We start from the raw sequence: 26,563 nt of genomic DNA on the forward strand, positions 1-26,563 counted from the left end.
TTCGAGTCGGCGGTGCTCCGGCGTCTGGGGTGGAGGTCTGCCGCGTCCGCGATGGTCGGCGAGATGGTGCAGGCGGTTTCCACATCGGAGAGTGTGGTGTCCGGGGATTGGTCAAGGATTTGGACCGGTGCGTTCACCGTGCCTCCGAAGGTTTTGATGTGGGGCGGGCCGCTGTATACCAGTGCTGTGGTTGCCATTATATTGTTTGAGTTGTCGGTTTTTCGCAGCATCGCGCGATTAGTGTGATGCCGCCTTGTCGGCCAATTGGAGAAGACTGGTGTATTTGGAGGTGTAGTCCGAACGGAACACAATGTTACGCCCGTTGAGGAATGTCTGTGTCCATGTTTTCAAGTGGTTGAGTTCGTCGATGATTTCGTCGCGGCATTCTCGGGTGTTGCCCCGAGATCGGATGTACTCGATTTCGAGCTGTTGTAGGGCAGCGTGATATTCGCCGAATATGCATCTATCGGTCGTTATTGAATAGATGTGGCCGGTTTCGTTGTTTTCGAGCATGTTGTCGAAGCGGATGCGGTCAAAGCTACCGAGGTGGTGAGCGTCCAGGCCGAGTTGGTGGGTGAGGTAGGCGTGCATATCGGCATTTGTGGCTAATTCGTGTGGACAGTCGATTTTGCGTTCGATTCGGGCGAATCCGTCGTGATGGAACTGTTTGCGTTTGAGAGTGTAGCCGCCGTTGATGTGAGGGATGAAGGAGGCGTAGCCGGCATCGGACTTGTCGGGTCCTGTGATGGCGAACATGTGGTTGCCGAATTGCCAGAGTTCGAAGTCGTTGCGGAATTCGGGGCGATAGTGGCTGAGTTTGCCGCGCCCGATCTGGTTGTTGATGTCGCGGGCGAGGGCGTAGATGTCTGTGTCGGAGTCGAGGGTGAGCTTGTGCTCGTACTCGATGTCGGGGTCTTGGGTGAAGTACCAGCATTCGTGGCTGCCAACCATTTTCGAGTACATCGGTAGCCGTTGGAGGGTTTGTGCGAGGACTGCGGGCGGCGGTGTGTATCGGCGGCGGGTGATGGCGTCGATGGTGTCGACGTGGTGGAAGAGGGCGTCGTCAGGACCGAGCCGGATGGGTAGGTATGCCAGCCATCCGCCGGTGTCGGGCATCAGCAAGGTTAGCGGCATCGCGTCGGGTATCGGTCGGCTGCCGTGCACGGTGAGCGTGAGGTCGGTGTAGGTGATGGTCTCGTCGGCTGCGACGACGCGGCCGGTGCCGGTGATGTGGTGTACGGATCGGCTGTCGCGTAACTGATCCCACCGTAGGACGCGAGTCGCGTGGCCGCCGACGGTGTGGACGTCGACCAGGCGGTGCACGGCGCGGTCGGCGGCATCAGCGGTGGTGCGGGTGGGATGGCCGTAGCGGCTGTGCCACGGCCCCATTATCAGCCAGCAGCGTGGGTTTTCAGGCATGGCAAAGAGTCCCCCAGATATGGTGTTGTTCAGGCGAATTCGATCAGTCGCGGGCGATGACGCGGCGTGCGGTGTTCACTGCGACGAGCACGCCCAAGCGGGCGGTGAGGAAGGCTGCGGCGGCGGGCAGGAGGGCGCGTTTCCAGCCGGAGCGCGTGGTGGCGTAGAAGATGAGGGCGCTGCGGTGGTGGTGCCACAGGGATTTGGTTTTGCGGGTGCGGCTGGATTGGCCGCCGCGGTGGATGACCCATGCCGGTCCGGACAGCACGGTCCGGTAGCCGCGTTGGCGCAGCCGCCAGCACAGGTCGCAATCTTCGAGATACATCCAATATCGTTCGTCGAACCCGCCCATCTCTTCCCACAGCGGACGGCGCATCATCAGGCAGCAGCCCGACACCCAGTCGACGGGTTGGTCGGCGTCGGCGCGGCCGAACGCGTCGCCGAAGTATTCCTGGGTGGCGGTGTTGCCGGGGCGCAGGATGCCCATAACAGCGTGGCGGGCGGCGGTTGTGGTGGACGGGAAGCGGCGGCCGTTGGGGTACGGTTTGCCGTCGGTGAGCATTCGGGTGCCGACGACGCCGATCTGTTCGTCATCGAGGGTGGCAAGCAGCGCTTCCAGGCACTTCGGATCACCCAGTGCCGCGTCGGGATTCAGGATCGTGACGTAGTCGCCGTGGCTGGTGGCGGCGGCCTGGTTGATGGCGGCGGCGAATCCGATGTTGACTGGATTGGCGATGGGGTCGATGCCGAGCTCGCGGGCCACGGCGAGGGTGTCGTCTCCGGAGGCGTTGTCGATGACGGTGATCCTCACCTGGTCGGCGATGGTTTGCGCGCGCACCGAGGCGACGGCCTCGCGCAGCAGCTGGGCGCTGTTGTAGGTGAGGATGATGACATCGATGCTGCTCATCGCTGTGGTACCTCTCGCTTGGGCGCATGGTTGACCGGTGGTGGTGCCGGATCGGGTCCGGCGGACGGTATCACTGTCGGCTGGTCCGACGCGGGGCAATCGGCAGCCAGCAGCGACCGAACCGCCCCGCCGGATCCGGTGTAGCGGCCGGTGTACAGGCGGGGATGACCGTACATCGGCCAGAACGCGATCTTGCCGATCGTCATGCCGGGATATACACGCACCGGCATCGCCGCCCGCAGTTCGAGTGTCCAGGGGATCACCGCGCCGCAGTGCCCCAGCGGCGCCGACAGTTGGATTCGCAATCCGAGTGAGGACACCGATCGACAGGCGTGCAGGGTCGCGGCAAAACAGGTGGCGCCCATCGCTTCTCGCGTCGCCGCCAGATACAGCGCGCCCGGCCGCAGCACATACCCCGTGCCTGGCAACGGGGTCGACACGGCCGGGATGTCGATGCGTGGGTCGAGGACACCATCTACTGGTGGGGTATAGCGCAGCAGGTCGTCGCCGAGGTGGAAGGCGTAGCTGTTAGCACACAGCCCGGTGACGTCGAACGGGTCGATCACGATGTCGCCGCGGCGTAGCGCGGTGTGAATGGCGGGCCCGGTCAGCACGACAGGACCTGGTTCATCAGGTGCGACACCGTTGTCTCCAGATCGGCGAGCGTGCCGTCGTTGCGGATCTCGTAGTCAACCTCGATGGCGTCGACACCGGTGGTGCTGGCGTCGGACAGGCTCACGTAGCCCTGGGCGGCCAGGCGCTTGCCCCGTAGGTCATCCGACGTCGAGATCCGCACGGCGGTCCAGCCACGCCGCCGCAACTCGGGGTAGTCGATGTCGTAGGAGCGCACGTCGTCGTTGACCAGCACGTCGGCGTGAGCTGCCGCGGCGCGGGTGAGGAAGTCGTCGACGAGGAACCGGGCGTGACGTCTGCGGATCAGGCGGGCGAGCGCCTCGAGCAGTTGCTGGTCCTGCTGCCCGGCGGGCAATGGTTGCCCCAGCCGGGTGTAGAACGCCTGTTGCAGCTCATACAGCGGCGCGGCGACCTTCACCACCGCACACGACATCGACCGACGGGAGACTGCGGAGCGGATGAACACCGCAGTGGTGGATTTGCCTGCGCCGGAATGACCCAACAGGCATACACGGGCTAGCGGCGGTGTGGGATCAGGAGTAGGAGTCATGGTCGATCGTCTCCGGACGGGGTGAGGGTGTAGACCGCGCCGTCGTCGAGCATCACCAGCGTGCCGTGGCGGGCGTGGTGCACGGCGGCGGGAATGTGGTTCTCCCGCAAGATGATTGCGAGGTGGCACAAGCGAGAGGCCGAGTCGAACAGGAAGCCGTCGACGTGGCCGACGAGGGCGGCGAGGATCGCGTAGGGGTGGCGTGCGGAGATGATCACCTGCGCGCCGTCGGCGCGGATCTCTCGGGCGCGGGCCACGGCGTCGGCGATGACACGGTGGCCGCTGACGTCGACACCGCCGCTGACGCTGACCGCCGGGGCCACCGACAACCGTTGCAGGACAGCGTCATCGGTGACGCGCACTACCCGGCCGACGCACCGGCCCTCGGCGAGCATGAGCGCGTCATCGGCGGCGGGTTGGGCGAAGGCGTGGGGGTGGCCTGTGCCGAGCACGGTGTGGTCGATGTAATGGACGGTGCCGTCCGGGTCGACCACCCATTCCACGGTGACCGGGCCCAACTGCTGCTCCAGCCGCGTACTGAACTCCACCATGTGGCGCACGTTGGCGGTGCCGCCGAAGATGCTCGCGGCAGGGGCGGGCATGTCGGCGGTGAAACGGATTTCCGTGCAGGCGGCGGTGCCGCGGTTCATCGCCAGCAGCCCGTCGGTAGACGTCTCGGCGTAGTATTCCCCGCCGGTGTGACGGCTGATCACGCCCCGGTGCCCTGTGACGTACTGACGCACCAGCAGTGTCAGCGGTTCGCCGACCGGAGTGGTGGCCAATAGCCGCTCGAGGTGGGTGTGCAGGTGTGCGTAGTCGATGATGGTCTGGCGTTCGAACTCGCTGGCGTCCACGATCACCCGGGCTCCGTCGAGCGCAGGATCCAGCACTGTGGCCAACGCGCTGTACCAGCTGGATTCGGGGTCGGCGGGGACGTACACGACGAAGGCGACGCCTGTGCTGAGGTCCAGTGTGGTGGCGAGTTGGACGGCCATGCGGCGTTTGGCGATGAAGTGCGCCACGGCCGGGCCGATCGGTCCAAGCGGGATATCGGCTGGGATCGGCTCGTCGTAGAGCCGGACAACCGCAGGCTCGGTGCGGCGGCCGGTGTGGCGGGCGGTGTTCGGCCGCGCCTGCACCACATACAGTTGCTGATCACCCGCGCGCACCCACTCGATATCCATCGCCGGGCGCCCGAGCTGTGTGCGTACGGCATCGACGAGCTGGCCGATACGCGCGGCGTCACTGGCGGACAGGAGATTGTGGTCCGGGGTTGCGACACCACCCGCGAGCGCGTCGGCTCGGCCGCGGACGGCCTCGATATGCACTCGGTCGGGGTCTGTGGGGTCCAGGCCGGTGATAGCGATGCCCGCGATGTCGGGTTCGATCATGGCCTGCACGATGACTGCCATCCGCGGTGCCGGGTCGAGATCTCCGCCCCGCAATCGGGTAGTCACTGCCGCCAGTGAGTAGTAGGAGCGCCAGACCGCAGCCACGGCGGCAGGCACATCGGCGGCGGCGACGTCCAGCACGCTGTCGTAGACGCCCGCGTGCGAGGCTGTGGTCGAGTCTTCCCCGGCTGCCGAGGACCGCACCGCGAACCGGGTCTGCGGGGTGAACACTTCACTCAGCCGCCGCGCCAGAAGTTCCCGACCATATACCGGTAGCGCGATATCGGCGAGCAATTCGGCGAGACGGGCCGCGTCCTCGACGATATTCGCCCCGACGGTGGCCTGCAGATCCGAGAAGATAGCTTTGATTTGCTCGACTGTCTGCGGTGCTAGCGCGTCGGTGAATTCCGTTGCCGTCACCGCGACGAGATCCGGCACCGGTACCCGGGGCGCGAGCCGCGCGAGGGTGGCGGCTTTCGCGCCCACGCGGGCCGGATCCATGCCTGGTCCATCCGTGCCGGGGAAACGGATGCGGGCGACATCGCGGTCGAGGGTGCGCCAGCTCTCGCTGGCGCGAGGGCCTTGCGCGCCTTGGTATTTGCCGTTGTAGCAGATGATGTCTCCCGACGGCACCCACCACATCATCTGCCCGATCTCCATCCCCGGATATACCCGCACCGGTGCGGTGGCGAGCAGTTGCAGCGTCCAGTGGCCCACGTAGCCGATGTCGCCGAGCCCCGAGGACAGGTGGATCGACAGACCCAGCCGCGCGATGCTCGACCGGGCGGAGAATGTCGGTGCGAACATGGCGCCGCCCAGCACTTCCGCCGTCGCAGCCAGATACAGCCGTCCCTCTTCGAGGACGAATCCCTCGTGGGGGATCAGGATCTCGGTGGTCGGGTTGTCCACCCGCGCGTCCAGCTCCGGCGAGCTGTACACGCGCACGGTGTCACCGAGGGTGAAGTTGTAGCTGTTGGGATTAAGTCGTGACTCGTCGAACGGGTCGATCCGGATCGCGCCGCGCTGCCATTGGCGGCGGATTTCCTCACCGGTCAGGATTGTCATCGGTCGGCCTCGTCCGTCCGGCGCAGCAATGCGGTGTGGTGGCGGCGCTCGGTGCTGGCCATCGAGATCGTCAGATGCACCCGTTGCGTGGTACCGGCGTTGAATGCGGTGTGCCGCAGCCGAGTGTCGAACACTCGCAGCCGCCCGTCGGCGGGTACGTGATGGCCGTGCCCATCCGGGCCGACGAGAAAGGCGTCCGGGTCGGTATGGATTGCCAGATGCGCGCGTTTGGTCGCATCCGCGTGCATCCGGTAGATCTGCTGGGGGCCCACAATCATTAGCCGCATCCGGCCCACCGGATACAGTGCCCTCACCGACCGCCAAACTGTCGCGAAGTAAGTATCTGCGAAATCGTCGTTGAAGCAGCAGAATTCGCTTTCCAGATACCGCAGTGTGCCATCGGGTGCGAACTGCGACTCCAACCCGTCGGCCAGTGGATCGACCGCACCGGGACGGTGGGTCAGCGACACACAAGTCATCGAGTCCCCGGCGCGGTCGGTGACCAGCAGCCCAACTCGTTCCATCACCTGATCACACGCCTGCCTCAGCAAGTTCACATCGAACACGGCATCGGACGGGCCCCGATAGAACTCCTCAGCGCGGGTCTCACTGGTGCCAATAGCCTTGGTGGGCAAATGATTCACGGCCTCTCCCCTTTGCTCTCACACGATGATGTGCCATGGATCACCATGCGCCAGCACAGGGCGACGGCGTACTCCCGATCGGTTATTCGATATGCGTGTGCGGTAATACGCCCAGCCCGAATCACCCTTCCGCGCATACACTCGGCTGACCACGCACTGTGAATTCGACCGGATATCGCAGACAAGGGTGAGCGGCGATGGGTCACGACGCTGGGCGGCGCTGCCGCGGCTGCGGCGCCCCTCTGGCGCGAGACAACGCCGCCGGCCACTGCGCGACCTGCGTGACCAGCGCCCGCGGCAACCTGCACCGGCCACCTGCGATGCCGCCGGAGTTCTGGGACGACGCTGCCATCCGTTCCGCGCTCGCCGAGCAACATATGGGCCGGGTCATCGCCGCTTATCGACACCATCCCAGCCACGCAACCGTGGTGCGCCAAGCCGACGTCGCCCGCTGGGCAGGGCTGAGCCAAGCCCGGCTCAGCCGCCTCGAAACCGGGCCACCCACCAAACATCTCGACGACCTAGCGTTCTGGGCCCGATTGCTCGACATTCCTGCCCGGTTGCTGTGGTTCCAGCTGCCCGGCACCTCGCCCCCGCCCCTCGCGGCGCGATCGGAGCCCGTCGTGCCACCGGACGGTGGCCGCTACCGGTTGCTGCGGTTCGATGACCATCTCCCCCCGAACGAGGCCGACATCGCCGCCATGCAGATCTTCCGCGATGCCGACCGCACCTACGGCGGCGGGCACCTGTATTCGGAGGTGCTCCACTACTGGAACACCCGGCTCGCACCAAGGCTGTTCAGCGGCGACGACGACCCCACGCCGACGGTATTCGCCGCCGCGGCCGGGATCGTGGAGATGGCGGGCTGGATGAGCCACGACGCCGGCCACCACGACCGGGCCAGCCAGCAATTCCGTCGCGCCCTGGACCTGTCGAAGGTCGGGCGCGATCGCCAACTCACCATCCACATACACGCCAGCCGAGCGCACCTTGAACTACACCAGGGCGACCCCGTCGAAGCAATCCGGGAGGCATACGACGCCGAGATGGCGCTGTCCAAGGCGCCGTTCAACCCCCAACTCACCGCCCGCGTGCTCGCGATGCAGGCTCGTTGTTTCGCTGTACTGGGCGAAACGCGGAAGGTCCGCACGCTGCTCGACCGCGCTGAACATAGCCTCGGAGGCGGAACACCTGACGTGATATCGCCTTGGATCAGCCAGTTCGATCTCGGCTCCCTCGCCAGCGAAGCCGCTCGCAGCTTTCGTCAGCTCGGCGACCTCACCCACGCGGCGAAGGCCGCGCAGCGCATCATCGATCTCCGCCCACCCGACCGCACTCGCAGTCGCGCCCTCGGCCAACTCACCCTCGCCGCCATCCTCACCGACCAAGGCCACCCCGACCACGCCTGCGCCCTCGCTACCGATGTCCTGAACCGAACCGGCGAACTGGCCTCCTACCTGGTCGTACATCAATTCGCCGACCTGCGCGCACGACTGTTGCGTTACCACACCAGTTCGACCGTGAATGCATTCCTCGACTACCTCGACCACACCATTAGGGCCCAGACATGGCTCCCACACCGCCAGCAACCAAATCCCGCGCGACACCGATCGGTGATCTCATGAACTCTGTGCAACAACCACAGTGGGAACGCGACCCCGAGGGCTACCGCGCGCACTTGGCCCAGGGCAACGCCCGACAGGCGCGCAAGCGAGTCGGTGCAGACGCCCTCATCGTCGACAGAGAGGGCCGCATCTTGCTTGTCGACCCCAACTACAAACCTGACTGGGACCTGCCCGGCGGAATGGCCGAAGCCAACGAGGCACCCGACCAAGCCGTACGTCGCGAACTCCGCGAAGAACTCGGACTCCACCTCGACACCGATCTCGCTCTGCTGTGCGTCGACTGGGTATCACCACACGGCCCGTGGGACGACTCCATCATGTTCATCTTCGACACGGGAACACTCAGCGCCGAGCGGATCGACACACTCGAAATTACCGACCACGAACTCGACGCCTTCGAATTCTGTACTGCCGAACAAGCCGAACAACGCCTACGAACCTACATGTGGTCGCGCGTCCAAGCGGCACTCCAGGCACGCGAAACCAAAAAGGTCGTTTACCTCCATAACGGCAAGGTGACCTGCTAGGAGGGACACCACGTGTCACGAACAACGCGTCGGCCGCCGTCCAAGCCGGATCAGGTCACCTCGCCGGGTAGCTCACCAGCAGCGAATACAAGCCCGGCCGGGGCATGCGACCATCGCGTTCTTCGCCCGGGTCCGCGCCTGCCGTAGTCCGGTGCGCCGCGAGCAGTTGTGGGTCATGCTCGGCACTGGGGAATCGTCCCACAGGTAGCGAGGCCGGGATCTCCGATGGTGGGCTCGCTGCCGTACTGGACATCGAGAATGTCAGCGCCGCAGCCATTCTGGTGACCGCGGACCTGCCGGACGAAGCGCGCGTGGCGCTGATCGATCTCGACCCGACAGAGCCTGGGCTGCCGGGCAAGGTGCTGGTGGCTGGGATGCCGAACGACGGCAATGGGTGGCCGCCGAGCCACCTACCACGCAGATTGATCAACTGACCCGATAGAGCACGGCCGGGGGTTGTGTCGGGCGGTCGTCATGACCCACGTACGGCAACCTACTCGCCGAGCGACGCTGGACTACCGCCGTGTCCAGGTGGTGGCTTGTCTGTCTACAGGTCGAGCCCGTGGTCGGGGTCGACGGCATGGATCACTGCGTCGGTCTCGGTGGTATCGAGCATGCCGGGAGATTGTGTGCAAGAACGCATGCGATCTTCCGCCACCCGCTGGGCGGGGGTGAGACGAATACGTCGCTGTTGTTCGGCGCGCAGTTGGTCGAACCGATCGCGGAAGTAGGCCGTATCGGCGGCGAGGGCGTCGTCGACCTGAGTGGTGTCGTCACGGTGTCCTGGGGCGGGTCCGAAGATCTGGGCGCGGGTGTCGGTGCTCGCGAGCTGCTGGTGCAGGTCGCGGATGTGTTGGGCGAGTTCGGTGTCGGTGAGCATCCGCGTCGGGTCGCGGCCGAGGGCATGGTCGGCGGCGGTGTCGTCGGTGAGGTGGTGGTGGACCCAGTTTTCGATGGTGGCGCGGTCGGTGGGGGTGTGTGCGGCGCGCCAGTCGGCGCGGAGTGCGGCGAGGGCGGCGGGTGCGGGGCGGGTGGTGGTGAGGTGGGTGCAGCGGGCTTGGATGTGGTCGGTGGGGTCGTGGTCGGGGATGGCGGGGCGTCCGTCGGCGCGGCAGTCGTCGCAGAGGCCGTCGTCGCTGCGTCGGCCTGGGGGTGGGGTGCTCGCGGTGGTGTGGCGTTCGATTCCGCAGTCGACACAGGCGAATCTGCGGGTGTCGGGGATCGCGGCGAGGTCGTAATCGAGGGGGTAGGTGTCGTCCGGAGTGGTGTCACGGCCGGGCAGGGTGTAGCGGGTTTGACCGGTGCCTTCGGGGATGGGCATGTGGTTGGGTTGGGCGTCGGCGAGCAGCGGTGTGTGCTGGGGTGGGTCGTCGGTGTCGGTGTTGGCGTGGTGGTAGGCGTCGAGGAGGTCGCTGGTGGTGTCCGGTGGTGCGGGTGGGCGGCGGCGGGTGTGGTCGATCCATGCGCGGTGATCGCGGGCGGGTGCACGGCGGTCGGGCATCGGCGACGGGTCGGGGGCGGGTCGGTAGAGGCCGGGGTCGGTGGCGGGTGTGCAGGCGGTGATGAGGCGGCGGTGGGCGGGAATGTTGGTGGCGGCCCACTGCAACCGGGCGCGGGCGACGGGGTAGCTGTGGCGGTAGAGGGTGCGGGTGACGCGGGCGATGACATCGAGCTCGGCGGTGGTGAACTCGCGGCGCCGGTCGCGGCAGACACGCAATGCTGCGTCGACCTCGCCGTTGCGGAACAGGGCGGCGACGGCCTGAACATGCTCGGGCAGCCCGGGATTCGTCGTGTCGGCCGGTGCCGAGTGTTCGGGCGGCGGCACCGCCGGGCCGGGCATGTCCGGGTCACTGGGTGTGGTTTGTGGGGTGTCGGGGTTCATGGTGGTGCTCCTGTCGGGGGTGTCGATGGGTGGTGGTGGGGTGGTGGGGTGGGCGAGGAGTGCTTCGATGCGCCAGGCGAGGGCGGTGGCGAGTTGGTCGTCGCGGGGTGGGCGGTGGGTGTCGGGGTGTGCGCTGAGCAGTAGTTCGTGGGCGGTGGTGAGGAGGTCGTGGGGTGTCCAGTCGGTGCCGGTGGCGCGGTCGACGGCGGCGACGACGCGCGGCCAGGCGGGGTCGGCGAGCACTCGGTCGGCGGTGGCGGGGCCGAGTAGATCGGTCAGGTGCGGTGTCCAGTCCGGGCGTAGCCGGTGCGCGGCGGCGTCGGCCTCGAGCGCGGACGGATCCAGTTCCAGCCGCGACCACAGGGCCGCGGCGGGCATCTCGTCCGGCAGCGGACGCCCCCCGGCCGCGGTGGTGAGGAGGGTGTCGATGTCGAGTCCGGCGCGGGCGGCGATATCGAGGCGGTCGGCCAGTACCGGCCACCATGGGTCGTCGATGATGCGGGTGTCGAGCTGTTTGGCCAGTGGCCCCCAGGTGTGGGCGGCGGCATGCAGGTCGCCGAGCTGGTTGGTCACCCGGGCGTCGAGCCGTTGCTGGTATTCGTGTTCGCGGACCGGGTTGCGGGCGGGACCGGTGAGGCGTAGGTCGGTGTCGTCGAGGTGCTGCGCGGCCCGCCAAATCGCGAGATCGGCTACCAGGAACGGGTTTGCGCCGAGGAGTGGGCGTACCCACATCGGTGCGGTGGCCGGGGTCCAGGCGGCGATCTCGGTGCGGATCTGGTCGGCGAGGGCGGTGATGATGCGCCCGCGGGCGTGCAACTGCTCGGCCACGACCTCGTCGAGCAGCGGCAGTTGCGGGGGGAGACCCCGCAGCCACGGCAGCGGTCCGGTGCCGGTGGAGTGGGTGCGGGAGGAATCGAGTCGCCAGTCCAGCACCGCGGCGGCATCGCGGGCGGTATCGAGTTCCCGATCCGCGATCGCCTCCCCCAATTCCGCGATCGGATCGGCACCCGACAGCGCCAATGTCGCCAGGTGTTGCCGCAACACCGGGTAGGCGGGTGCGTCGGTCAGGCCCGGATACAACGCGTCCGCGGCCGTATCGAAGGCCGCGAGTGTCTCGGGGCCGACCGCGTTTTCGGCGGCGACGCCGATGGCGTCGAGGTAGATGTCGACCGCGCGACCCAGCCGCCGAAACGGATTCAACGCATCGTGGAGTTGGGTGTGCGCGGATTTCTGGGTGGCGTCTCGCCCCAAAACACGCAACAGGACCTCGGCGGCGGTGCGGGGCAGGAGGGCGGGTTCGGTCCAGAAGGAGGTTTCGCTGCCGTCGAGCGCGGTCACCACATAGGCGTGATTGGCGTCCCTACCGCGAGTCACGGCGACATAGAACTGGTTCCGGGACTCGCGGCCGGTAACCACAACATGACACGTGCCGACGGTGATGCCCTGGACGGAGTTGATGGTGGCGGCGTACCCGAGCCGCACATAGGCGCGCACATACGCGGCCGGAAGCAGGACAGTGGCACCGCAGTCACCGCCGGACCGCACATGCGTGGCGGTGATACTGCCGTCGTCGTGCACGGCGTCGACGCGCCACCGGTACCCGTTACGCACCCAATCGGTGGCACCCAGACGCAACCGCCGGTCGTTGTGGCGGGTGCAGATCGTGTCCCCGGCGGAGGCGCAAAGCTCATCCGACAACCGGGTTTCTCGCCCGCCCGGGTGCGGTGAGCGCGCGAGACGATCGGCGCGGGCGCGGGCATTGAGCTCGCGCGCCATGTCGTGGGTGGCCGCCAGCATCAGGGTGTCGCGTCCGGCGGTGTAGTCGGCGACCCAGCCGGTGTAGGTGTCATCGAGGACGGTGCCCGGTGCGCCCGCGTGGATACGGCCGTGATCGAGGTAGAAGCCGAGCGCGGTCGGGTCGCCGTCGCGTACCCCGAGGGTGGCGGTGGCTTCGGCTTTCGCCGCGAAGCGCAGCACATGGGTCAGCGTGACCGTGTCCGGGCCGGGATCGGTGGCGGTGCCACCGGCCTCGATCGCGGGCAACTGCCGGGTGTCACCGACACAGCGGATGGTCGCGCCGCAGGCGGTGAGGAACCGCATCAACTGCAGGCGTTTGGTGTCGGAGAGGGTTACGTGTTCGTCGACGATGACGAGGGTGGCGGCGTCGATCTGGGTCACCCAGCGCGGCAGGCGCGGCACCCGCTCGGCGTCCTGGTGGGCGAGTTGCTCGGCGGTGGGGGTGTGGTTGTCGAGGATGGTGAGGAGTTGGTCGACGGTTTCGACGCGGTCTCCGGTCGCTGCCGCGAGCTCGGCCGCCGCGGCGGCGGTCGGCGCCAACCCGAGCACGGTGCCCCCGCTGTCGTGCCAGGCGTCGGCCAAAACCGCCATGGCCGTGGTCTTCCCGGTCCCGGCGGGGGAGTCCGCGGTGGTGATTCGCAGCGGGGATCGGGTGAAGGTGGTGATCATCGCGATCTGGCTGGCGTTCAACTGCTGATCACGGTGCGCCGGATGCTGGTTGTAGGCGCGGATCGCCGCATCGAGGGTCTCGGCAGCAATCGTGCGCGCACCGGGCTGCAGCGACAGCTCGGCCAGCCGTGCTTCCGCGGTGAAAACGCGCACCGACGTGTAGTGCTGGGTGCCCGCGGAGGTGTAGACGCTGGCGCCACTGCGGCGCGCGAACACGGCAGGGACAGCCCGTAAGACGGGTTCCGCGGCGATATCAGGGTTCCCGCGGATGACCGCGTGGGAGGGCGAGAGTGCTTCGGTGACAACGGCTTCAGCGACCACCGCCCACTGGTCGCGATAGACGTGGCCGCGCAGGCGGCGTTCGGTCTCGGACCGAATGTGGTGACGCTGCCAACTCGACCGCTCGGCCGACACGGTCGCCAGCACCTGCTGCGCGGTGCGGGCGATCCACTCGGCATCGACGCGTGGCCGGGGTTGGGGAGAGCGTTGCAGGATCGCGGAGACGGTGTCCGCGAACGCTTTTCGGCCGCCAAGTACAGCCTGGGCTTGGGTGCGCCAGTCGGTGCGCTGTTCGGCGTAGCTGCGCAGTCGATGCTTGGCGGGGCGGGTTTCCAGCGTGGCGCGTTCGGCCAGCCCGTACATTTCGTGCGGCATCGGTTCGCGGCCGAGCAGCTGCTGGAAGGTGGAGGTGAGCTCGCCGAGGCGGGTGGTGATGGCGGCGTCGCGGCGCGACCAGTGTTCGATCAATGCCCAGGGCACGCCGACGATTTCGCGGATCGGCCGCTTGCCCGGGTCGACACCGGTGGTGCGTTCGGTGAACTGGGCCCCGATATCGGCTTCCAAATGCAGTTCCAGGCGGGTGTTGTAGATCTCCGAGACCGTGACCAGCAGGCGGTAGATGGGGGTGCCGTCCAGGGCGCGCCACTGTCGGTCGAGGGTGCGGACCTTGTTCGCGAGCAGCGCGTGGGTGTGCAGATCGGGGTCGCCGCAGCGGGATTCGCGGTGGGTGAACCGGGCCACGACCAAGCCCTCCACCTCCACCTGCCGCACCCCGTTACGGCCGAGACGGGTGTAGGTGCCGTGCTGCTCCAGCCACGCGAGCGCGTCATCGACCGCCTTCAGGTGCGCCGCATGAATGCGGTCGGCGACGTGTTTCGGGGCGATCGCCCACAACGCGGACACGCTCTTCACCGGGGAGAAGGTGATGTCGAACCCGGCCACCGCCGCCGACGCCGGGCGCGAGATCCGGGCCACCCACCCCGACAACTCGCGCTCATCCAGGGGTGGTCGACGGTAGCGGGCGACGAACATATCGGTCGCTACTTCGGTGCGCAACCGTGCGCGAATGTCGTCGGAGAGTGCGGCATGCGGGTCTAATCCGTGCGCGATATTGTGTGCGGCGAAGGCGTGCCCGCACCGTGTTCTGAACTCGTTGTCGCTGTCATAGATGCGAAATCGATTGCCTAATCGCGACGCTTTCTCGGCGGCGCGGACCGCGTCTTTCGGTGTCGCTCCGCGCATCATCTCCCTGTCGATGATGTGGGCCTCGATCTGTTCGGCGTTCGGGTGTATCCCCAGCCCGAACAGTGCTTCCATCTGGCTCTCGGTAACCTTCTCACCAGCCGTAATGCCCAAAGCGGCGAGCCCGGAGCCGTGCCAGGTGCCCGGTGCCTCGCCGTGCGCGGTGTAATAGTCGGCCAGGTTGGACGCGCCCAGTTCGGTGGAATCCCCGGCAGCTACCTGCTTCAGGTAATACTGATATCCGGTACCGGCCAACACCTTGTGCAGTGTCGCCGTCACATATCCATCAAAACTCCGAACCGGCCAGTTCTCCAGGGCTGAAGACGAGAACAACGGATACTGCTCGCGAACCCCCAGGAAGTTATAGAATCGTAATGATCAACAGGGAGGCTCGAATATGGGAAACTGTCGCATTTCCCTGTATACGCCGTAAAGGTCCTCGGATGCAAGAGGTCTGCCTGTGGTGAATGAGTGGCGGGGTGGTGGGGGTGAGGGCAGTGGGTGGGTGAGAAGGGGTGAGTGCGGGTGAGAAGGGATGTGGAGGTGAGGTGGGTGTGGAGGTGGTGGGCGATGGGAGTGTGGGGCGGGGCGGGATCGGCAGAGGAGTGGATGGGGTGTGGCCTGTCGATCCCGCCGGGAGGGCGGCTAGCTGGGTTCGTCGTCGGTGGCGGGCGGCTGGGTGAGGGTGAGAGGGAGGGGCCGGAGCCTGAGGGGGAGGGGTGGGAGGTCGGGAAGGACGGTGGATGCGTCGGGGTTGTGGGCGCGCAGGTGGCGGGCGGCGGCACGCCAGCCGTGGAGGTGGCCGAACCAGTAGACGACGGTGAGGGCAACGAACAGGACGGCGGCGGTGACTACGACGTCGCCGATGACTGTGACGACCAGTCCGATCACGGTGGCTCCTTGGGTGAGGGGTTGTGGAAGACCGGCCCGCCGCCGGACGGGGCACGGCGGCGGGCCGGGGACTAGCGGTGTGGATCGCGGTGACCGGAGCCGTGCGGCGTGAGGGCCGCAGCGGCGGTGTCGGTCACGCGGCGCGGCGTGCGGGTACCGGGATGCCGAGGTGGACCCGGCACTCGGTGCACAACTGGTCGTCTTGGACTGCCCGGAAGCGGGTGCAGCCGTCGCAGCGGCTGATGTGCTGACCCGCCCCGGCGACCGGACCGCGGGAGCGTTTCGGCCGTGCGGGCGCATCGCCGGGTTCGGGGACGAGGGCGGCGGGTGCGCCGGGCAGGTCGGGCTGGCCGAGGAAGCCACCGATGATGCTGGCCAGCCACCTGGGTGCGCGCCGGTGCGCCTCGGTCAGGATCGCGCGGGCGGAGTCGGGATGGACGCCGGGGTGCTCGATCAGGAAGCGACAGTAGGTGCGTGCCAGATCGGCACCGGTGAACCCGACGGGCAGCGCGGGCAGCGCCGGGCTACCGTCTTCGCGGCAGGTATCGCACAGGCCGTCGTCGCTGCGGGCCGGTCCGTGGTGGGCGTGGACGCGGGCCTGATCGACGACTGCGCGTTCGATGAAGCAGGACACGCACCGCCAGCCGCTGACCTCGATCATGGCTTCGCGGTCGTCGTCGAGCACATTGCCCTGGTACGGGACGCCGGGCCGGTGGTCGGTGCTGTCGCGCAGGGTGGTGTGCTCACCCGCGAAGTCCAAGGCCCGCTCCTCGGAGATCGGCGACCTGCCCGCCATCGCGTAAGCATGCTGGTGCTGCTCGGCGACGTAGGCGACGTACTGGAAATCCCACATCCGCCGGGCATACCCGGCGGGCAGCGGCGGCTTGTCGCCGGGAAAGCGCAGCCGCCACTCGAGGGGGGCGGGGTCGGCGAGCAGTCCCTTGGCGATCAACCGATCCCGCCGCGCACGGGCAGCCGCGATCTCACGGGCCATCGTGTCGGCGTAGAGGCTGTCGCGGACATAGCCGGTCACGACCGCGGGTTCGACCACGGCGGGGCGGCGCTTGGCGCGCAGCCGGACGCGGTAGGCGATCTGGTCGGGAGCCATCCGGTAGGGCAGGTCGGTGGGCTCCTGCGGGGCGGCGTACAGGCGGGCGGGCGGATTGCGCCAGGCTCGGATCGACTGGCGCGGCAGCTCCGCCACCTGAAGCTGGGTGTGCAGCTGCGCGTACTCCTCCTCGAGGCTGGTGTTGTTGAGCACGGCCCGCCGCTCGAGGCGATCAACCAGATCGGCGCGGTCCTCGGGGTACAGGCCGGGATCGGCCGGAGGCAGCAGCCGCTGCGCCAACGCGTCGGAGGCCGGGTCGTCGTGCCACAGGGCGCGCAGCCGTCCCAGCGCCTGCCGGTACGGGTAGACGGTGAAGTGCTCGGTCAGGGCGTCGAGGACCTTCCACTCCTCAGGAGTCGCCAAGCACAGAGCCTCGAGGAAACAGGCGCGCGCGGCGGCGCGGTCGGTGGCGTAGGTCAGATCGACACGGTAGAGGGCGTGCAGAAAAGCGCTGTTCTCGGTCACTGGAATCGGTTCCTGTCTGTGCGAGGAGTTCGGGACAGACCACCGCCGGAAAAGCGACGTCCGGAAGGGATGTCCGGCTCGGTCGGACGACCAGCCGCGGGGCGAGGACCAGCTCGCGTGACGACGCGCGGCAGGGAACGCGCCGGGGCGTGCACGAGCGGATTTCCCGCACTGACCACCCTCGCGATGCGGTGAACGCGAGAACGCCGTGCCGGGGAAATCCGGTCGTGCCGGGCGCGGGCCCTGCCGCGCGGCGGCGCGCGAGCTGGTAGCCACCGGGACGGCTGGGCGTCCGACCGAGCCGGACATCCCGCCCACCCCAGCCCCCTCACACCCGCCCCACGACGGAGGCGAGCATGCACAGGGAGCTGGGCCCGGCAGGTGGATGGTCAGAAGGTGGGTGCACCCTCACCGTCGGGTGCTGCGGCGGTGACACCAGCGAGCTCCGTCGCGGTCCCCGGGTCTCGCCCGAACCCGTCGGCGGCAGCGTTGTCGCGGCCGCTGGTGGCCCGGCCGAATCCGTTACCGCGCGCGGGTCGGTCTGTCCCCTGGGCACCGGCGGGCGGATTCTTGGTGATCTTCGCGGTCGCGTACCGGAGCGACGGCCCGACCTCGGTGACCTCGAGCTCCACGACGGTGCGGTTGTCGCCCTCGCGGGTCTGGAAGGTGTGCTGGGTGAGCCGCCCGGTGACGATCACCCGGGCTCCCCGGGTCAGGGTCTCGGCGACGTTCTCGGCCGCTTGCCGCCATAGGCTGCACCGCAGGAACAGCGCCTTGCCGTCGCGCCACTGCCCGGTGTCGCGATCGAGGTAGCGTGGCGTCGACGCGACGGTGAAATTGACCACGCAGTCCCCCGCCGGGGAGTATCGCAGGGCCGGGTCACTGGTCAGGTTCCCGATGATCGTCATTTCGTTGGCCATGGCAGCCTCCCTGTTCGCTCGAAAGTGAATGACAGACACCGTGTTCGGACTGCACACCCGCCCAGGGCCGGGCACGATGGTGCGGCCCGGCGTGGGCGAGTGCGGGAATGGTGGGGGGTCAGGCGGGGATGTCGATATCGGCGGGGTCGATGAGCCCGGCCGCGGCCTGCTCGACATCGCTGAGGGTGTAGCCGAGCGGTTCGCCCACCCCGGCAAGGAATGTCAGGTACCGCTGCACGCGAGGTTCGCGGTAGTGCCAGGCGTCCTTGCCGGTGCGAGCCTCCAGCGCTCCCAGCACCATGCCGAGCACGACCACCCACGCCCGGCTCGGGCTATCGTGCTGGATCGTCTTGACCAGGGCCTCGGTGCGTGGTTCCTCGCGCAGCAGTGTGAGCGCGGTCGGCCGCGCGTGATGGGAGCTGAGCAGGTCCGGGTCCTGTGCCAGCGCTTCGGCGACGAACCGGGCAGCCTGCGCGGGCGGGGTCCGTCGCGCCAGCAGCGTGGTCGCGATCTCGACGCGGTGCTCCTTGGCCACCGCACCACGCTTGTTCAATTCCCGCACCCGCCGCCGCGCCACCCGTTCGGCCTCCCGCTGCGCGGCGACCTCGGCGTCGGAACCGGTGGGCTCGGGTGGGCACCGACGCAGGCCGCTGGCGTTGAGCTGGGCGGCGGGCAGGAAATACCGCGGTGTCCACAGGTCGCGCACCAGCACGGTGTCGGCGTGGCGCAATCCCTCGCCCGGTACGGCTTCCGGGTCACCCTGGGTATCCCAGTCGACGCTGGCGGGGTTGACGACCTCGCCGGTGCTGGTGTCGAGGATCTGCCCGTGCTCGGTGACCTCGACCCACACCAGCCAGCGTGTAGCGTCCTCACGGATCATCTGCTCGGTAACCGAGCCGCCGTCGGCGGTGGTGAGCAACTGCGGCGGAACGAATTCCGGATCAACCCCGCCGGTGGAGGGTTCCTCGGTCAATACTCCGAACCCGAGCGCCGCGTAGAGCAGCGACGCCTGCAACCGCTCCCGGGTTTCGCGGCGGTCGGCTTCGATCCGCTTGCGGGTGCGGGCGAGACCGTACTGCGAGGCGTGCAGCAGCTGCTCGACCGCGTCGGTGTCGCCGAGACTTTCGAAGTGCGCGATCGCCTCCAGGCGCTCCATCGAGTCGGGCCCGGAGTCCAGCAGCTGTCGAGCCGTAGGCGACTTGCCGATCTTCGCGGCGGTTTTGACCGCCGCCCGGCTGCTTTGCAGCCCCTGGGCGACCCGGGTCACCGACGCTCCCAGATCCAGCATCAATGCGACCGCCGCCGCATCGTCGGAACGCGTCATCGGAACATGGCGATGATTGCAGTTCAGCTGCATCAGCGTGGTCGCGATCCGGCGCTCGTTGTCCGCGACATCGGGATCGGCGTCGGTCACCCAGACCGGCACCCGCTCTAGCTCGAGCTTCTGTGCGATGAGGGTGCGGATCTGCCCCTCGACCACATGCAGGCCGCCATCGGGCTGGCGCACGGCGGGATCGGTGTGTTGACACCGAACTGGCGAATCGAGTCACGCACTTCCGGGTACCGAAGCCACATCGATCGACTTGCGGACATTCTCGGCGATCACCAGCTCGGACGGGTTGCAGTACAACGCTTCCGCCCGCGGCGGTGGGGCGTCGGGCGCCGACCGTGCGGCGAACCCACCCGGCTCGTGATCACCGATATCGCCCGCCTTCTCTGCCGGGTCGACAACCGGTGTGTTCGTGGTTGTTTGCGACGACGTCATGGATGGTCCTCCTCATCACATACGGCGGCGGGGTCACCGCAGCGCCCCGGGTGAGACGTCGTGTGGTGACCCCGCCGTGAATAGGGGAACGAAACATGGTGCAAGCCACGCCTATTCGGATCAGGCGGCGGCGTGGGCATGGCTGGTGCGACCGACGTTGAGCGGCCCTAGACGCAGCACACCATGCTCGTCCGGGGTGTAGGCCCAGTACCGGCGACGCCACTGTGGGTGGTCGGCCCGCCAGCGGTCGAGCACCGCCGAGGACTCGATCGCCGGTGCCTCGCCCGCGAGCCCCCGATACACCAGGCGCTCGTACTCCGCACGCGACACCGTCTCGACAACAGACACAGCAGCAGACATGACGAAACCTCCGGACAGAGAAGGGGATTGGGATGATAGGAGCTCAGGCGGTCACCCGGCAGCGGCCGACGGGGATGATTGCGGGCAGGCAACCGTGCGGGCCAAGACGAGACAGACGGTGGACGATCGCCGCGGCCAGAGCGGACGCATTGGGCAAAGCCGTGAGGGTCCTGGTCGTGCGGACTGTTCGGGGAGCGTGGTGGGCGGCGCGGGCGATGAAGGCCCCGTCCAGCAGGAACGGCGGCGGGTCGGGCACGTGGACCTTAGTGTGTCGGTCAGCGGGTGAGGGCGTCGTGGATGTGCTGGCCGGTGGTGACCAGCCGGGCGTGCCCGGCGCGGATCAGGTCGTGGCAGCCGGACGAGGCGGGCGAGGTGATCGGGCCGGGAACCGCGAACAGCGGTCGGGCCAGACGCTGTGCCCAGGCCGCGGTGCCGCGGGTGCTGCCGCGGATCCCGGTCTCGCAGACGACGACTCCCGCGGTAAGCGCCGCGATGAGCCGCTGGCGGGCCCGGAGCCGGTCGGGGGCGGTCTCGACACCGGGCGGGTATTCGCTGATGAGCAGCCCGTCGGCGGCGAGGCGGGCGATCAGGTCGGCGTTACCGGGCGGGAACGGACGGTGTAATCCGTTGGCCAGCACAGCGATCGTGGGAGCCGACGCGTCGAGCGCGACGCGATGCGCCTCGGCATCGACCCCATATCCCGCGCCGCTGACGATCGTCCACTTGTGGCGCGCGAGATCGGACACAATATCGGCGGTGACCGCCAGACCGTAGGGCGTGCAGGCGCGAGAGCCGGTAACCGCGACAGCCCGGTCGGCAGTCAACCACGTGACCCCGAGACCGCGGGTCCACAACGCAAGCGGCGCCATAGCGGCGGCGTCGAAGGTGTCGAGATCGGCAAGCCGGTCCGCGGGCCAGGCGGCGTCGTCGCGGGTGAGCAACCGGCCGCCGAGGGCGGCGATGCGGGCCAGGTCCTCGCGGGCGTGGCCGCGGTTGTGCTCGCCGAACCGGGGATCGGCGCTGCCGCTGGCGAGCCGGTCGGCCGCCTCCATCGGGCCATAGACGGCGAGCAGCCCCCGCACCAGCTGCGGAGCCGCCATCGCGGCGCGAGACAGCAACGCCCAGGCCAGCTCTCGATCCCCGCAGGGGGCAAGACGGTATGGCACACCAGGATTCACGGGATGTCCTTTCAGCGGAGATGGACGACGAATCCGGAGCGGCACGGGTCGCCCGGATGGGGATGGGCGGTGCGCCGCACGGGGCAGTGACCGACAGTCGCGGCGGCGCGTCGGGAGATGTCGGCGGGGGCGATCACCCCCGGTCGAGGTCGACGCCGAGGTCAGCGGCGATTGTGGCCAGCGAAGTGGCGAGGTGCCGGAGCTTGTCAGGGGAGATACCGAGGTGCAGGGCGGAGAGCAGTTCGAGTGCCAGCGTGTGCTGTGGGTCGGCGGTCAGGGCGGCGTCGAGGGCGATCCCGGCGAGGGTACCGTCGCCGGTGAGGTAGGCGCTGTAGGCGAGCAGCGCGGCCGGGTCGGCGCAGTATCCGGTGGGCAGCGCCCGCGTCGCGGCCGCCCACAGCTGCCGGGCCGCGTCCGCGCGGGGGCTGACAGCGAGTGCGAGCATTCAATCGCGGACCCGTTTGTCCCGCAACGCCATACCCAGCTCGGCGACATCGGCCGCGGTGAGCGGAATGCCCGCGGCGACGGCGTCGATGTGGACCAGTAGCCGCTCGATCATGGCGCACACGACATCGACCGAGTCGTCGACGACACAGCGTGGCAGGGTGTCGGCGGAAGGCAGCAACAGCGAGACGGTCCGAAGCAGAGCCGGGTCGGGCTCGACGAGACCGGCGATCTCAGCGCGAGATCGGTAGATCGGGTTTCCCTCAAGTACCTGGGCGGCGGCGATCACGGAGGCATCGGGATCGGCGATCACCCCGCGGATGCCCGGATCGAGCAGATCCCACCAGGGGGCATCACGTTCGATCGCTGGGGTGGCCCACGCAGACGCCAGTTGCACGTCGACGGCGGTGAGTTCGCGGTGAAGATCCGTGGCGAGGCGACGGTGGGCGCGCAGCAGGTCCGTCGGGTCGGGGATGAGGGCACTGTCGATGATCACCGCCAACGCGGCCGTCGCGTTCTCTCGTGTGCAGACCTGCGCGGCTGCGCGGAGGGTGTGGGAGCGTTGATCGTCGGGAACGTGGAAATCGGTCCGAGCCACCAGACGCACCTGGACAGCGTCGGCCTCCGCGATGGGAGTCAATACGATGAGCAGCAGCGAGTCGGCCGGATAATATCCGAGCATCGCGGGGTGGCGGCGAGTAACTGATCCGGTGAGGTGACGCGCAGGGCCGGTACGCACATGCGGGAATCCTTTTCTCGCGCAACCGAAACAGCGCCCTTGTGTCGTGTATCCGACGCGGCGGTGGGCGGTGCGGTTGCTGCGGCGGTGGGGTGAAGGTGGGCGACGATGTCGAGATGGGGTTAGACGAGGTCGATGCCGAGGGTGGCGGCCTGACGGACACCGGCCTGGGCGACGACGCGTAGCACGTGCGCCGGGAGCCGGTGGTCGATGGCGTCGGCGATCTGACGGGTGGCGAGCGGATCGGAGTTGTCGATGCGGGCGGTCTGTATGGCGGCTGTCGCGAGGGCGACGTCGGCGGCGAGGTAGGCCGATACAGCCAGTAACAAGGCGGCTTCGGCGCGGTGACCGTGGGGCAGGGTCTGCCATAGCAGCCGCCACATCGCCAAGGCGGGCTCGGCGTAGGAGCTGACCGCGAGCCCATAGCAGCAGTCGCGAACCGCGGTGTGGCGCAACGCGATGGCGACCTCCGCGAGATCGGCGGCGGTCACCTCGAAGGCGGCATGCAACTCGTACACCCGCCGCAGGACGAACACGACTCGGCCACGGAGCCAGTCACGGGCCTCGCCCGCGTCGGCGGGCGCATTGTCGGTAACCGACAGCCGCGTGAGGTGGTGGGCGAGTTGCTCGGCCAGTGGACCACTCGGATGCGGCCGGTACTCCGGTGTCACGGCGGGCAGGACACCGTGGCGGTCGCCGCGCAGACTCGACCACCGTCGGCCGGGGTCGAACGTAGGAATCAGCCATGCATCGGCCAGGAGCACATTGTTGTGCGCCAACTGCTCGTCGAGCACGCTCACCAGATCGCGGTACGCGCCGATGGGGCTGTCGGGGACCTCGGCGTCGACGACGAGGACACACGCCGCGTCGGGAGTCCGAGTAACGCAGATCTCGCGCACAACCTCGGCGATTTCTGCCAGCGCGGCGAGATCGCGGGACCCCAGGACATCGAAGCGGGATACGCCCTCGACGCTCATCCATACACGCGGCCACCCTCCGGCCCGTCGCATCCACACCAGCAGCAACGCCTGCTGCGGAATGGCACCTATCCAGCGGGGCAGCGACGCGATCACCGCACCGGGATCCTCGAGCGGAAACACAGCCGAACCTCCTTCGCATGGTCGACAACAACGGTGTGGTGACGGCACGAGCTACGCGCGCCCGGCGCCGGGATTCACCGGCGCGGAACCGGATTCGGGTCGCGTCGAGAAGGACCGGGACTTCGTAGGGCTACGGACGGCTGCCACTGCGGAATTGATGGAGTGACGGGGAACCAGCGCGGGCGTGCCCGAGTCCGGCGAGACCGCGCGGGAGTGAGGAAGAGTGAGTGCGGCAGAAGGGAATCGGGGACGGCGGGTCACTCTCTGGTGAGCAAGCGGGTCATGGCCATCTGAGCGGCCAGGGCATCGAGCACCGTGCGGTCGGTGGGTTCGGTGGCGTCGCGGATCTTGCGGACTGCGAGAACGGGGACGCCTTCGAGCAGAATGCCGATGTGCGGGGGTGTGCGTTCGTCGCCGGGGTGGCGGACGACGGTGTAGTGGTCGCGGGCGATCCACAGTGCGTACCAGGCGTCAGCGGGTCTGCCCTCGCGGGAGGCTTGCCGGGGATCGCGGTCCGGTGGTTTCCAGAGGCGGCAATGGCAGGCGGGGTCGTCGCAGTGCCGGTAGTGGGCGGTCGACGCATTGGATCGATACCGGTACAGGCGAGTGGCGAGCATCGGGCACACCCGGCTGGAATACCAGGCGCATTCGGGGTGCAATCCGGGTTCGAGCGCGACGCCGCGCAGCCAGTCGTCGGGGCGCGCGAAGACCACGACGCGGTGCTCGAGCGGGAGCCCGCACACCTGACACAGACCGCGTTCGAAGGCGGCGCGGTGGCGGACCGAATCGACGGCTCCCCACACGGGGTGGTGCGGGTCGCGGTGGGTGCGGGTAACGAACGGGATGGTCATCCCGGCCGCGGTCGGCAGATGATGCAGGCGGGCCAGAACCGGCAATCGTCCCGGATCGGGCAGGGGCACAACATGGTTCATGGCAACGGTTCCTCTCCACGACGAGAAACGGGTTGTTCGGGATGGCCAGAGGCGGAAGTCCGCGGGGCCCGGTGGTTGGGTGTCGGTGCAGGCACGCGAGGGGCCCCTTGCCTGGGTTGGCGGTCAGGCGGCCTCGGAGTCGTCGAGGTCGAGGATGTATTGCAGGTCGGCGTACCGGTCAGCGGTGCCCTCGAATGGCGGGCACTGGCAGTCGGGGTATTCGGCGAGGCAGTCCTGGCAGAAGCCGCAGAACGTGCAGTGCGCGCCGAACCATTCGGGCTCGAATTCGCCGCAGTTGAGGCAGTAGTCGGTATCGGTGTAGTCGAATCCTGCGCTGGCCCAGCGGTAGCTGTGGTTGGAGTACCAGATGCCCTTGTGCCAATGGCCGTGGTGTTCGTTGAACAGGTAGGCGCGCTGCCGGTAGGCGGGGTCGACGGTCAGCAGCACCATTTTGTCGGTGCCGAGCCAGTGCTCGAGCCCGGCGCGGCCGGTCCAGGAATCCAGGGACCCGAACGGCGCGGTGGGCAGGTAGTCCTCGGCCGCGATCCTGGTGTCCGAGCGCGGGTCACCGAGCGTGGGGTGGACCGTGGCGGGCAGGATTCCGTTGTGCGCGAGCACGGTTCGCTTGTCCCCGCCGAGAGCGAAGGGGTGACAGTTGTCGGCGCTGACTCGGCCGTGGGTGGCCAGGCGGGAATGAAACAAGGCGGGGGTGTCGGGGAATTCGGCTCGCACGGCGGCGAATTCGGTGATGACCGTGGCGGGATCGAGACCGTGACCGACGACTAGAGCATCGTCGGCGAGGACGGCGTAGCCGTGGCCGTGCGGGTTGGCGATCGCGCCGCCGGCCAGGGCGTCCAGATTCGGGGTGGCACCGGGTGGGAAGAAGGTCAGGATGCACATGCCAGGTCCTCCATCTCGGCAAGCAGAGGCCGGTATTCGGGATGGGACCGGATCCAGGCGACGAACGCGGGCCATTCCCAGCCGCGGCGCCGCGCGATATCGCCTGCGGTGAGGTGGCGGGTGTACTCGATCGAGCCCGCCACGAACGCGAGCGCGGCCTGCACCTGTTGCGGGACCAGGGAACTGGCGAAGATCCGCACCTCGAAGGTGTGCTCGGGTTGCACGTTGATCGCCTGGGTGCGACCGAATGCCCAGCGCTCGCCCTTGGCGAAATCGGCGACCCGGGCCCGCGCGCGGGGGCTGAAGCTGGCCCAATAGTCGGGATCGCGGCGCGCGAGCGTGGTGGCGTGGGTTTGGTTGCGGTAGAAGAACTTCATCCACCGGAACACGTGCGCTGGGGAGGAGAACCCGGCGCGGGAGACATGCACGTGCAGGCCCACCCCGGTATCGGTGTAGGCGCCCAGCGCGTGCAGCTGTCCGAGCAGCGGCCACGGGAACCGCCGCATCGCCCACGCGTAGCTCATCGGATGGGTGACCAACTCGAACCCGCAGCCGATCGACCCGTCCTCCTTCAGGTAGGCCAGGTCACCGAGCCGGTCGAGGGCGAGGTCGACACAGTCGCCGAATACCGCCTGGGGTGTTTTGATCTCGAGCTCCATGCCCAGAAACAGCGGGCCCCTGCCGTGGAATTCGGGATCGGGTTTGTAGGAGTATTCGTGCAGACGATCATCGGCGTCGTCGTCTCGGCACCAGCTGCAATACCTACCCTCGCCGCTGATCAAGTCGCCGCAGTCCGGGCACGCGGAGTAGTCGGTACCGCAATCGGGGCAGACGACGTTGCCGTTGTCGAGGCTGCGGGTTTCGATGGTGAGCAAGCCGCAGTCGGCGCATTCACGGTAGTTGCAGCGGCGACAGGAGTCGCAGACGTAGCCGTCGTCGACGGTCGGGGTGCCGGTGTGGTCGGTGTAGAGGTCGCAGCTTTCGCAGCGGTGCCAGCCGGTGAGGCAGTCCGGGCAGCGTATCCCGTCGTCGACGGTGAGGCGCGGTTCGGCGGCGGGCAGGCCGCAGCTATCACACAGCGGCAGCGACGCGCAGTCGGCACACACGGGCGGGTCATCGGTGACAGGGCCC

At 68.1% G+C, this 26,563-nt stretch carries 21 protein-coding genes and 1 pseudogene; 3 read left to right on the forward strand and 19 right to left on the reverse strand.

Annotation, left to right across the window (positions count from 1 at the left end):
* Positions 1-237: 237 nt before the first annotated feature.
* The 6 genes from HPY32_RS29825 to HPY32_RS29850 all read right to left on the reverse strand — a co-directional run bounded on the left by HPY32_RS29825 (position 238) and on the right by HPY32_RS29850 (position 6,522).
* Positions 238-1,323, reverse strand: coding sequence for a hypothetical protein (locus tag HPY32_RS29825; RefSeq protein ID WP_156673833.1), 1,086 nt, complete (start codon positions 1,321-1,323; stop codon positions 238-240).
* Between the two features lie 139 nt (positions 1,324-1,462).
* On the reverse strand, positions 1,463-2,326 hold the full coding sequence (locus tag HPY32_RS29830; RefSeq protein ID WP_067577782.1) for a glycosyltransferase family 2 protein: 864 nt from the start codon (positions 2,324-2,326) through the stop codon (positions 1,463-1,465).
* A complete protein-coding gene (locus tag HPY32_RS29835) occupies positions 2,323-2,940 on the reverse strand; it encodes a dCTP deaminase (RefSeq protein WP_067577785.1) in 618 nt (205 codons plus the stop codon). The genes HPY32_RS29830 and HPY32_RS29835 overlap by 4 nt, the downstream gene beginning before the upstream one ends.
* The gene (locus tag HPY32_RS29840) at positions 2,934-3,392 is read right to left on the reverse strand and encodes a hypothetical protein (RefSeq protein WP_156673834.1); all 459 of its coding nucleotides are present in this window, start codon (positions 3,390-3,392) and stop codon (positions 2,934-2,936) included. Before HPY32_RS29840 ends, HPY32_RS29835 begins: the two co-directional genes overlap by 7 nt.
* A gap of 113 nt (positions 3,393-3,505) precedes the next feature.
* Positions 3,506-5,965: a PEP/pyruvate-binding domain-containing protein gene (locus HPY32_RS29845; RefSeq protein ID WP_067577789.1), complete on the reverse strand. Its 2,460-nt coding sequence runs from the start codon at positions 5,963-5,965 to the stop codon at positions 3,506-3,508.
* Positions 5,962-6,522, reverse strand: coding sequence for an aspartyl/asparaginyl beta-hydroxylase domain-containing protein (locus HPY32_RS29850; protein WP_156673835.1), 561 nt, complete (start codon positions 6,520-6,522; stop codon positions 5,962-5,964). The genes HPY32_RS29845 and HPY32_RS29850 overlap by 4 nt, the downstream gene beginning before the upstream one ends.
* 284 nt (positions 6,523-6,806) lie before the next feature.
* Between HPY32_RS29850 and HPY32_RS29855 the strand changes: the two genes are divergently transcribed.
* The 3 genes from HPY32_RS29855 to HPY32_RS29865 all read left to right on the forward strand — a co-directional run bounded on the left by HPY32_RS29855 (position 6,807) and on the right by HPY32_RS29865 (position 9,195).
* Positions 6,807-8,234, forward strand: coding sequence for a helix-turn-helix domain-containing protein (locus HPY32_RS29855; RefSeq protein WP_067577794.1), 1,428 nt, complete (start codon positions 6,807-6,809; stop codon positions 8,232-8,234).
* Positions 8,231-8,761, forward strand: coding sequence for an NUDIX domain-containing protein (locus HPY32_RS29860; RefSeq protein ID WP_067577796.1), 531 nt, complete (start codon positions 8,231-8,233; stop codon positions 8,759-8,761). Before HPY32_RS29855 ends, HPY32_RS29860 begins: the two co-directional genes overlap by 4 nt.
* Positions 8,762-9,042: 281 nt before the next feature.
* Entirely contained in the window at positions 9,043-9,195 is a 153-nt protein-coding gene (locus HPY32_RS29865) for a hypothetical protein (protein WP_156673836.1), read from the forward strand.
* Between the two features lie 113 nt (positions 9,196-9,308).
* On the opposite strand, the gene mobF is transcribed toward HPY32_RS29865, so the two are convergent.
* From mobF to HPY32_RS44990, 13 genes and pseudogenes are all read right to left on the reverse strand, one after another.
* Entirely contained in the window at positions 9,309-14,909 is a 5,601-nt protein-coding gene (gene mobF, locus HPY32_RS29870) for a MobF family relaxase (protein WP_171983110.1), read from the reverse strand.
* A gap of 366 nt (positions 14,910-15,275) precedes the next feature.
* Positions 15,276-15,521 (reverse strand): hypothetical protein, encoded by a 246-nt coding sequence (locus HPY32_RS29875; RefSeq protein ID WP_171983111.1) that lies wholly within the window; start codon positions 15,519-15,521, stop codon positions 15,276-15,278.
* A gap of 133 nt (positions 15,522-15,654) precedes the next feature.
* Entirely contained in the window at positions 15,655-17,094 is a 1,440-nt protein-coding gene (locus HPY32_RS29880) for a hypothetical protein (RefSeq protein WP_067577804.1), read from the reverse strand.
* A gap of 389 nt (positions 17,095-17,483) precedes the next feature.
* Positions 17,484-18,014: a single-stranded DNA-binding protein gene (gene ssb / locus HPY32_RS29885; RefSeq protein ID WP_067577806.1), complete on the reverse strand. Its 531-nt coding sequence runs from the start codon at positions 18,012-18,014 to the stop codon at positions 17,484-17,486.
* Between the two features lie 118 nt (positions 18,015-18,132).
* On the reverse strand, positions 18,133-19,521 hold the full coding sequence (locus HPY32_RS29890; protein ID WP_067577808.1) for a hypothetical protein: 1,389 nt from the start codon (positions 19,519-19,521) through the stop codon (positions 18,133-18,135).
* 39 nt (positions 19,522-19,560) lie between these two features.
* Positions 19,561-19,779: a hypothetical protein gene (locus HPY32_RS29895; protein WP_067577810.1), complete on the reverse strand. Its 219-nt coding sequence runs from the start codon at positions 19,777-19,779 to the stop codon at positions 19,561-19,563.
* A gap of 120 nt (positions 19,780-19,899) precedes the next feature.
* Complete coding sequence (locus tag HPY32_RS29900) at positions 19,900-20,139, reverse strand: hypothetical protein (protein WP_156673837.1); 240 nt, start codon at positions 20,137-20,139, stop codon at positions 19,900-19,902.
* 275 nt (positions 20,140-20,414) lie between these two features.
* Positions 20,415-21,305 (reverse strand): DNA-processing protein DprA, encoded by an 891-nt coding sequence (locus tag HPY32_RS29905; protein WP_197696323.1) that lies wholly within the window; start codon positions 21,303-21,305, stop codon positions 20,415-20,417.
* A gap of 145 nt (positions 21,306-21,450) precedes the next feature.
* Positions 21,451-22,443 (reverse strand): annotated as a pseudogene (locus tag HPY32_RS44985) (DUF4192 domain-containing protein).
* Between the two features lie 179 nt (positions 22,444-22,622).
* Positions 22,623-23,600: a DUF4192 family protein gene (locus tag HPY32_RS29920; RefSeq protein WP_067577820.1), complete on the reverse strand. Its 978-nt coding sequence runs from the start codon at positions 23,598-23,600 to the stop codon at positions 22,623-22,625.
* 257 nt (positions 23,601-23,857) lie between these two features.
* On the reverse strand, positions 23,858-24,532 hold the full coding sequence (locus HPY32_RS29925) for a hypothetical protein (RefSeq protein ID WP_067577822.1): 675 nt from the start codon (positions 24,530-24,532) through the stop codon (positions 23,858-23,860).
* A 123-nt stretch (positions 24,533-24,655) separates the two neighbouring features.
* Entirely contained in the window at positions 24,656-25,432 is a 777-nt protein-coding gene (locus HPY32_RS29930; protein ID WP_067577824.1) for a class II glutamine amidotransferase, read from the reverse strand.
* On the reverse strand, positions 25,420-26,538 hold the full coding sequence (locus HPY32_RS44990) for a hypothetical protein (protein WP_231951293.1): 1,119 nt from the start codon (positions 26,536-26,538) through the stop codon (positions 25,420-25,422). Before HPY32_RS44990 ends, HPY32_RS29930 begins: the two co-directional genes overlap by 13 nt.
* Positions 26,539-26,563: the final 25 nt, after the last annotated feature.

Origin of the sequence: Nocardia terpenica (genome assembly GCF_013186535.1) — a bacterium.
In the GTDB taxonomy this organism is placed as follows: Bacteria; Actinomycetota; Actinomycetes; order Mycobacteriales; family Mycobacteriaceae; genus Nocardia; species Nocardia terpenica.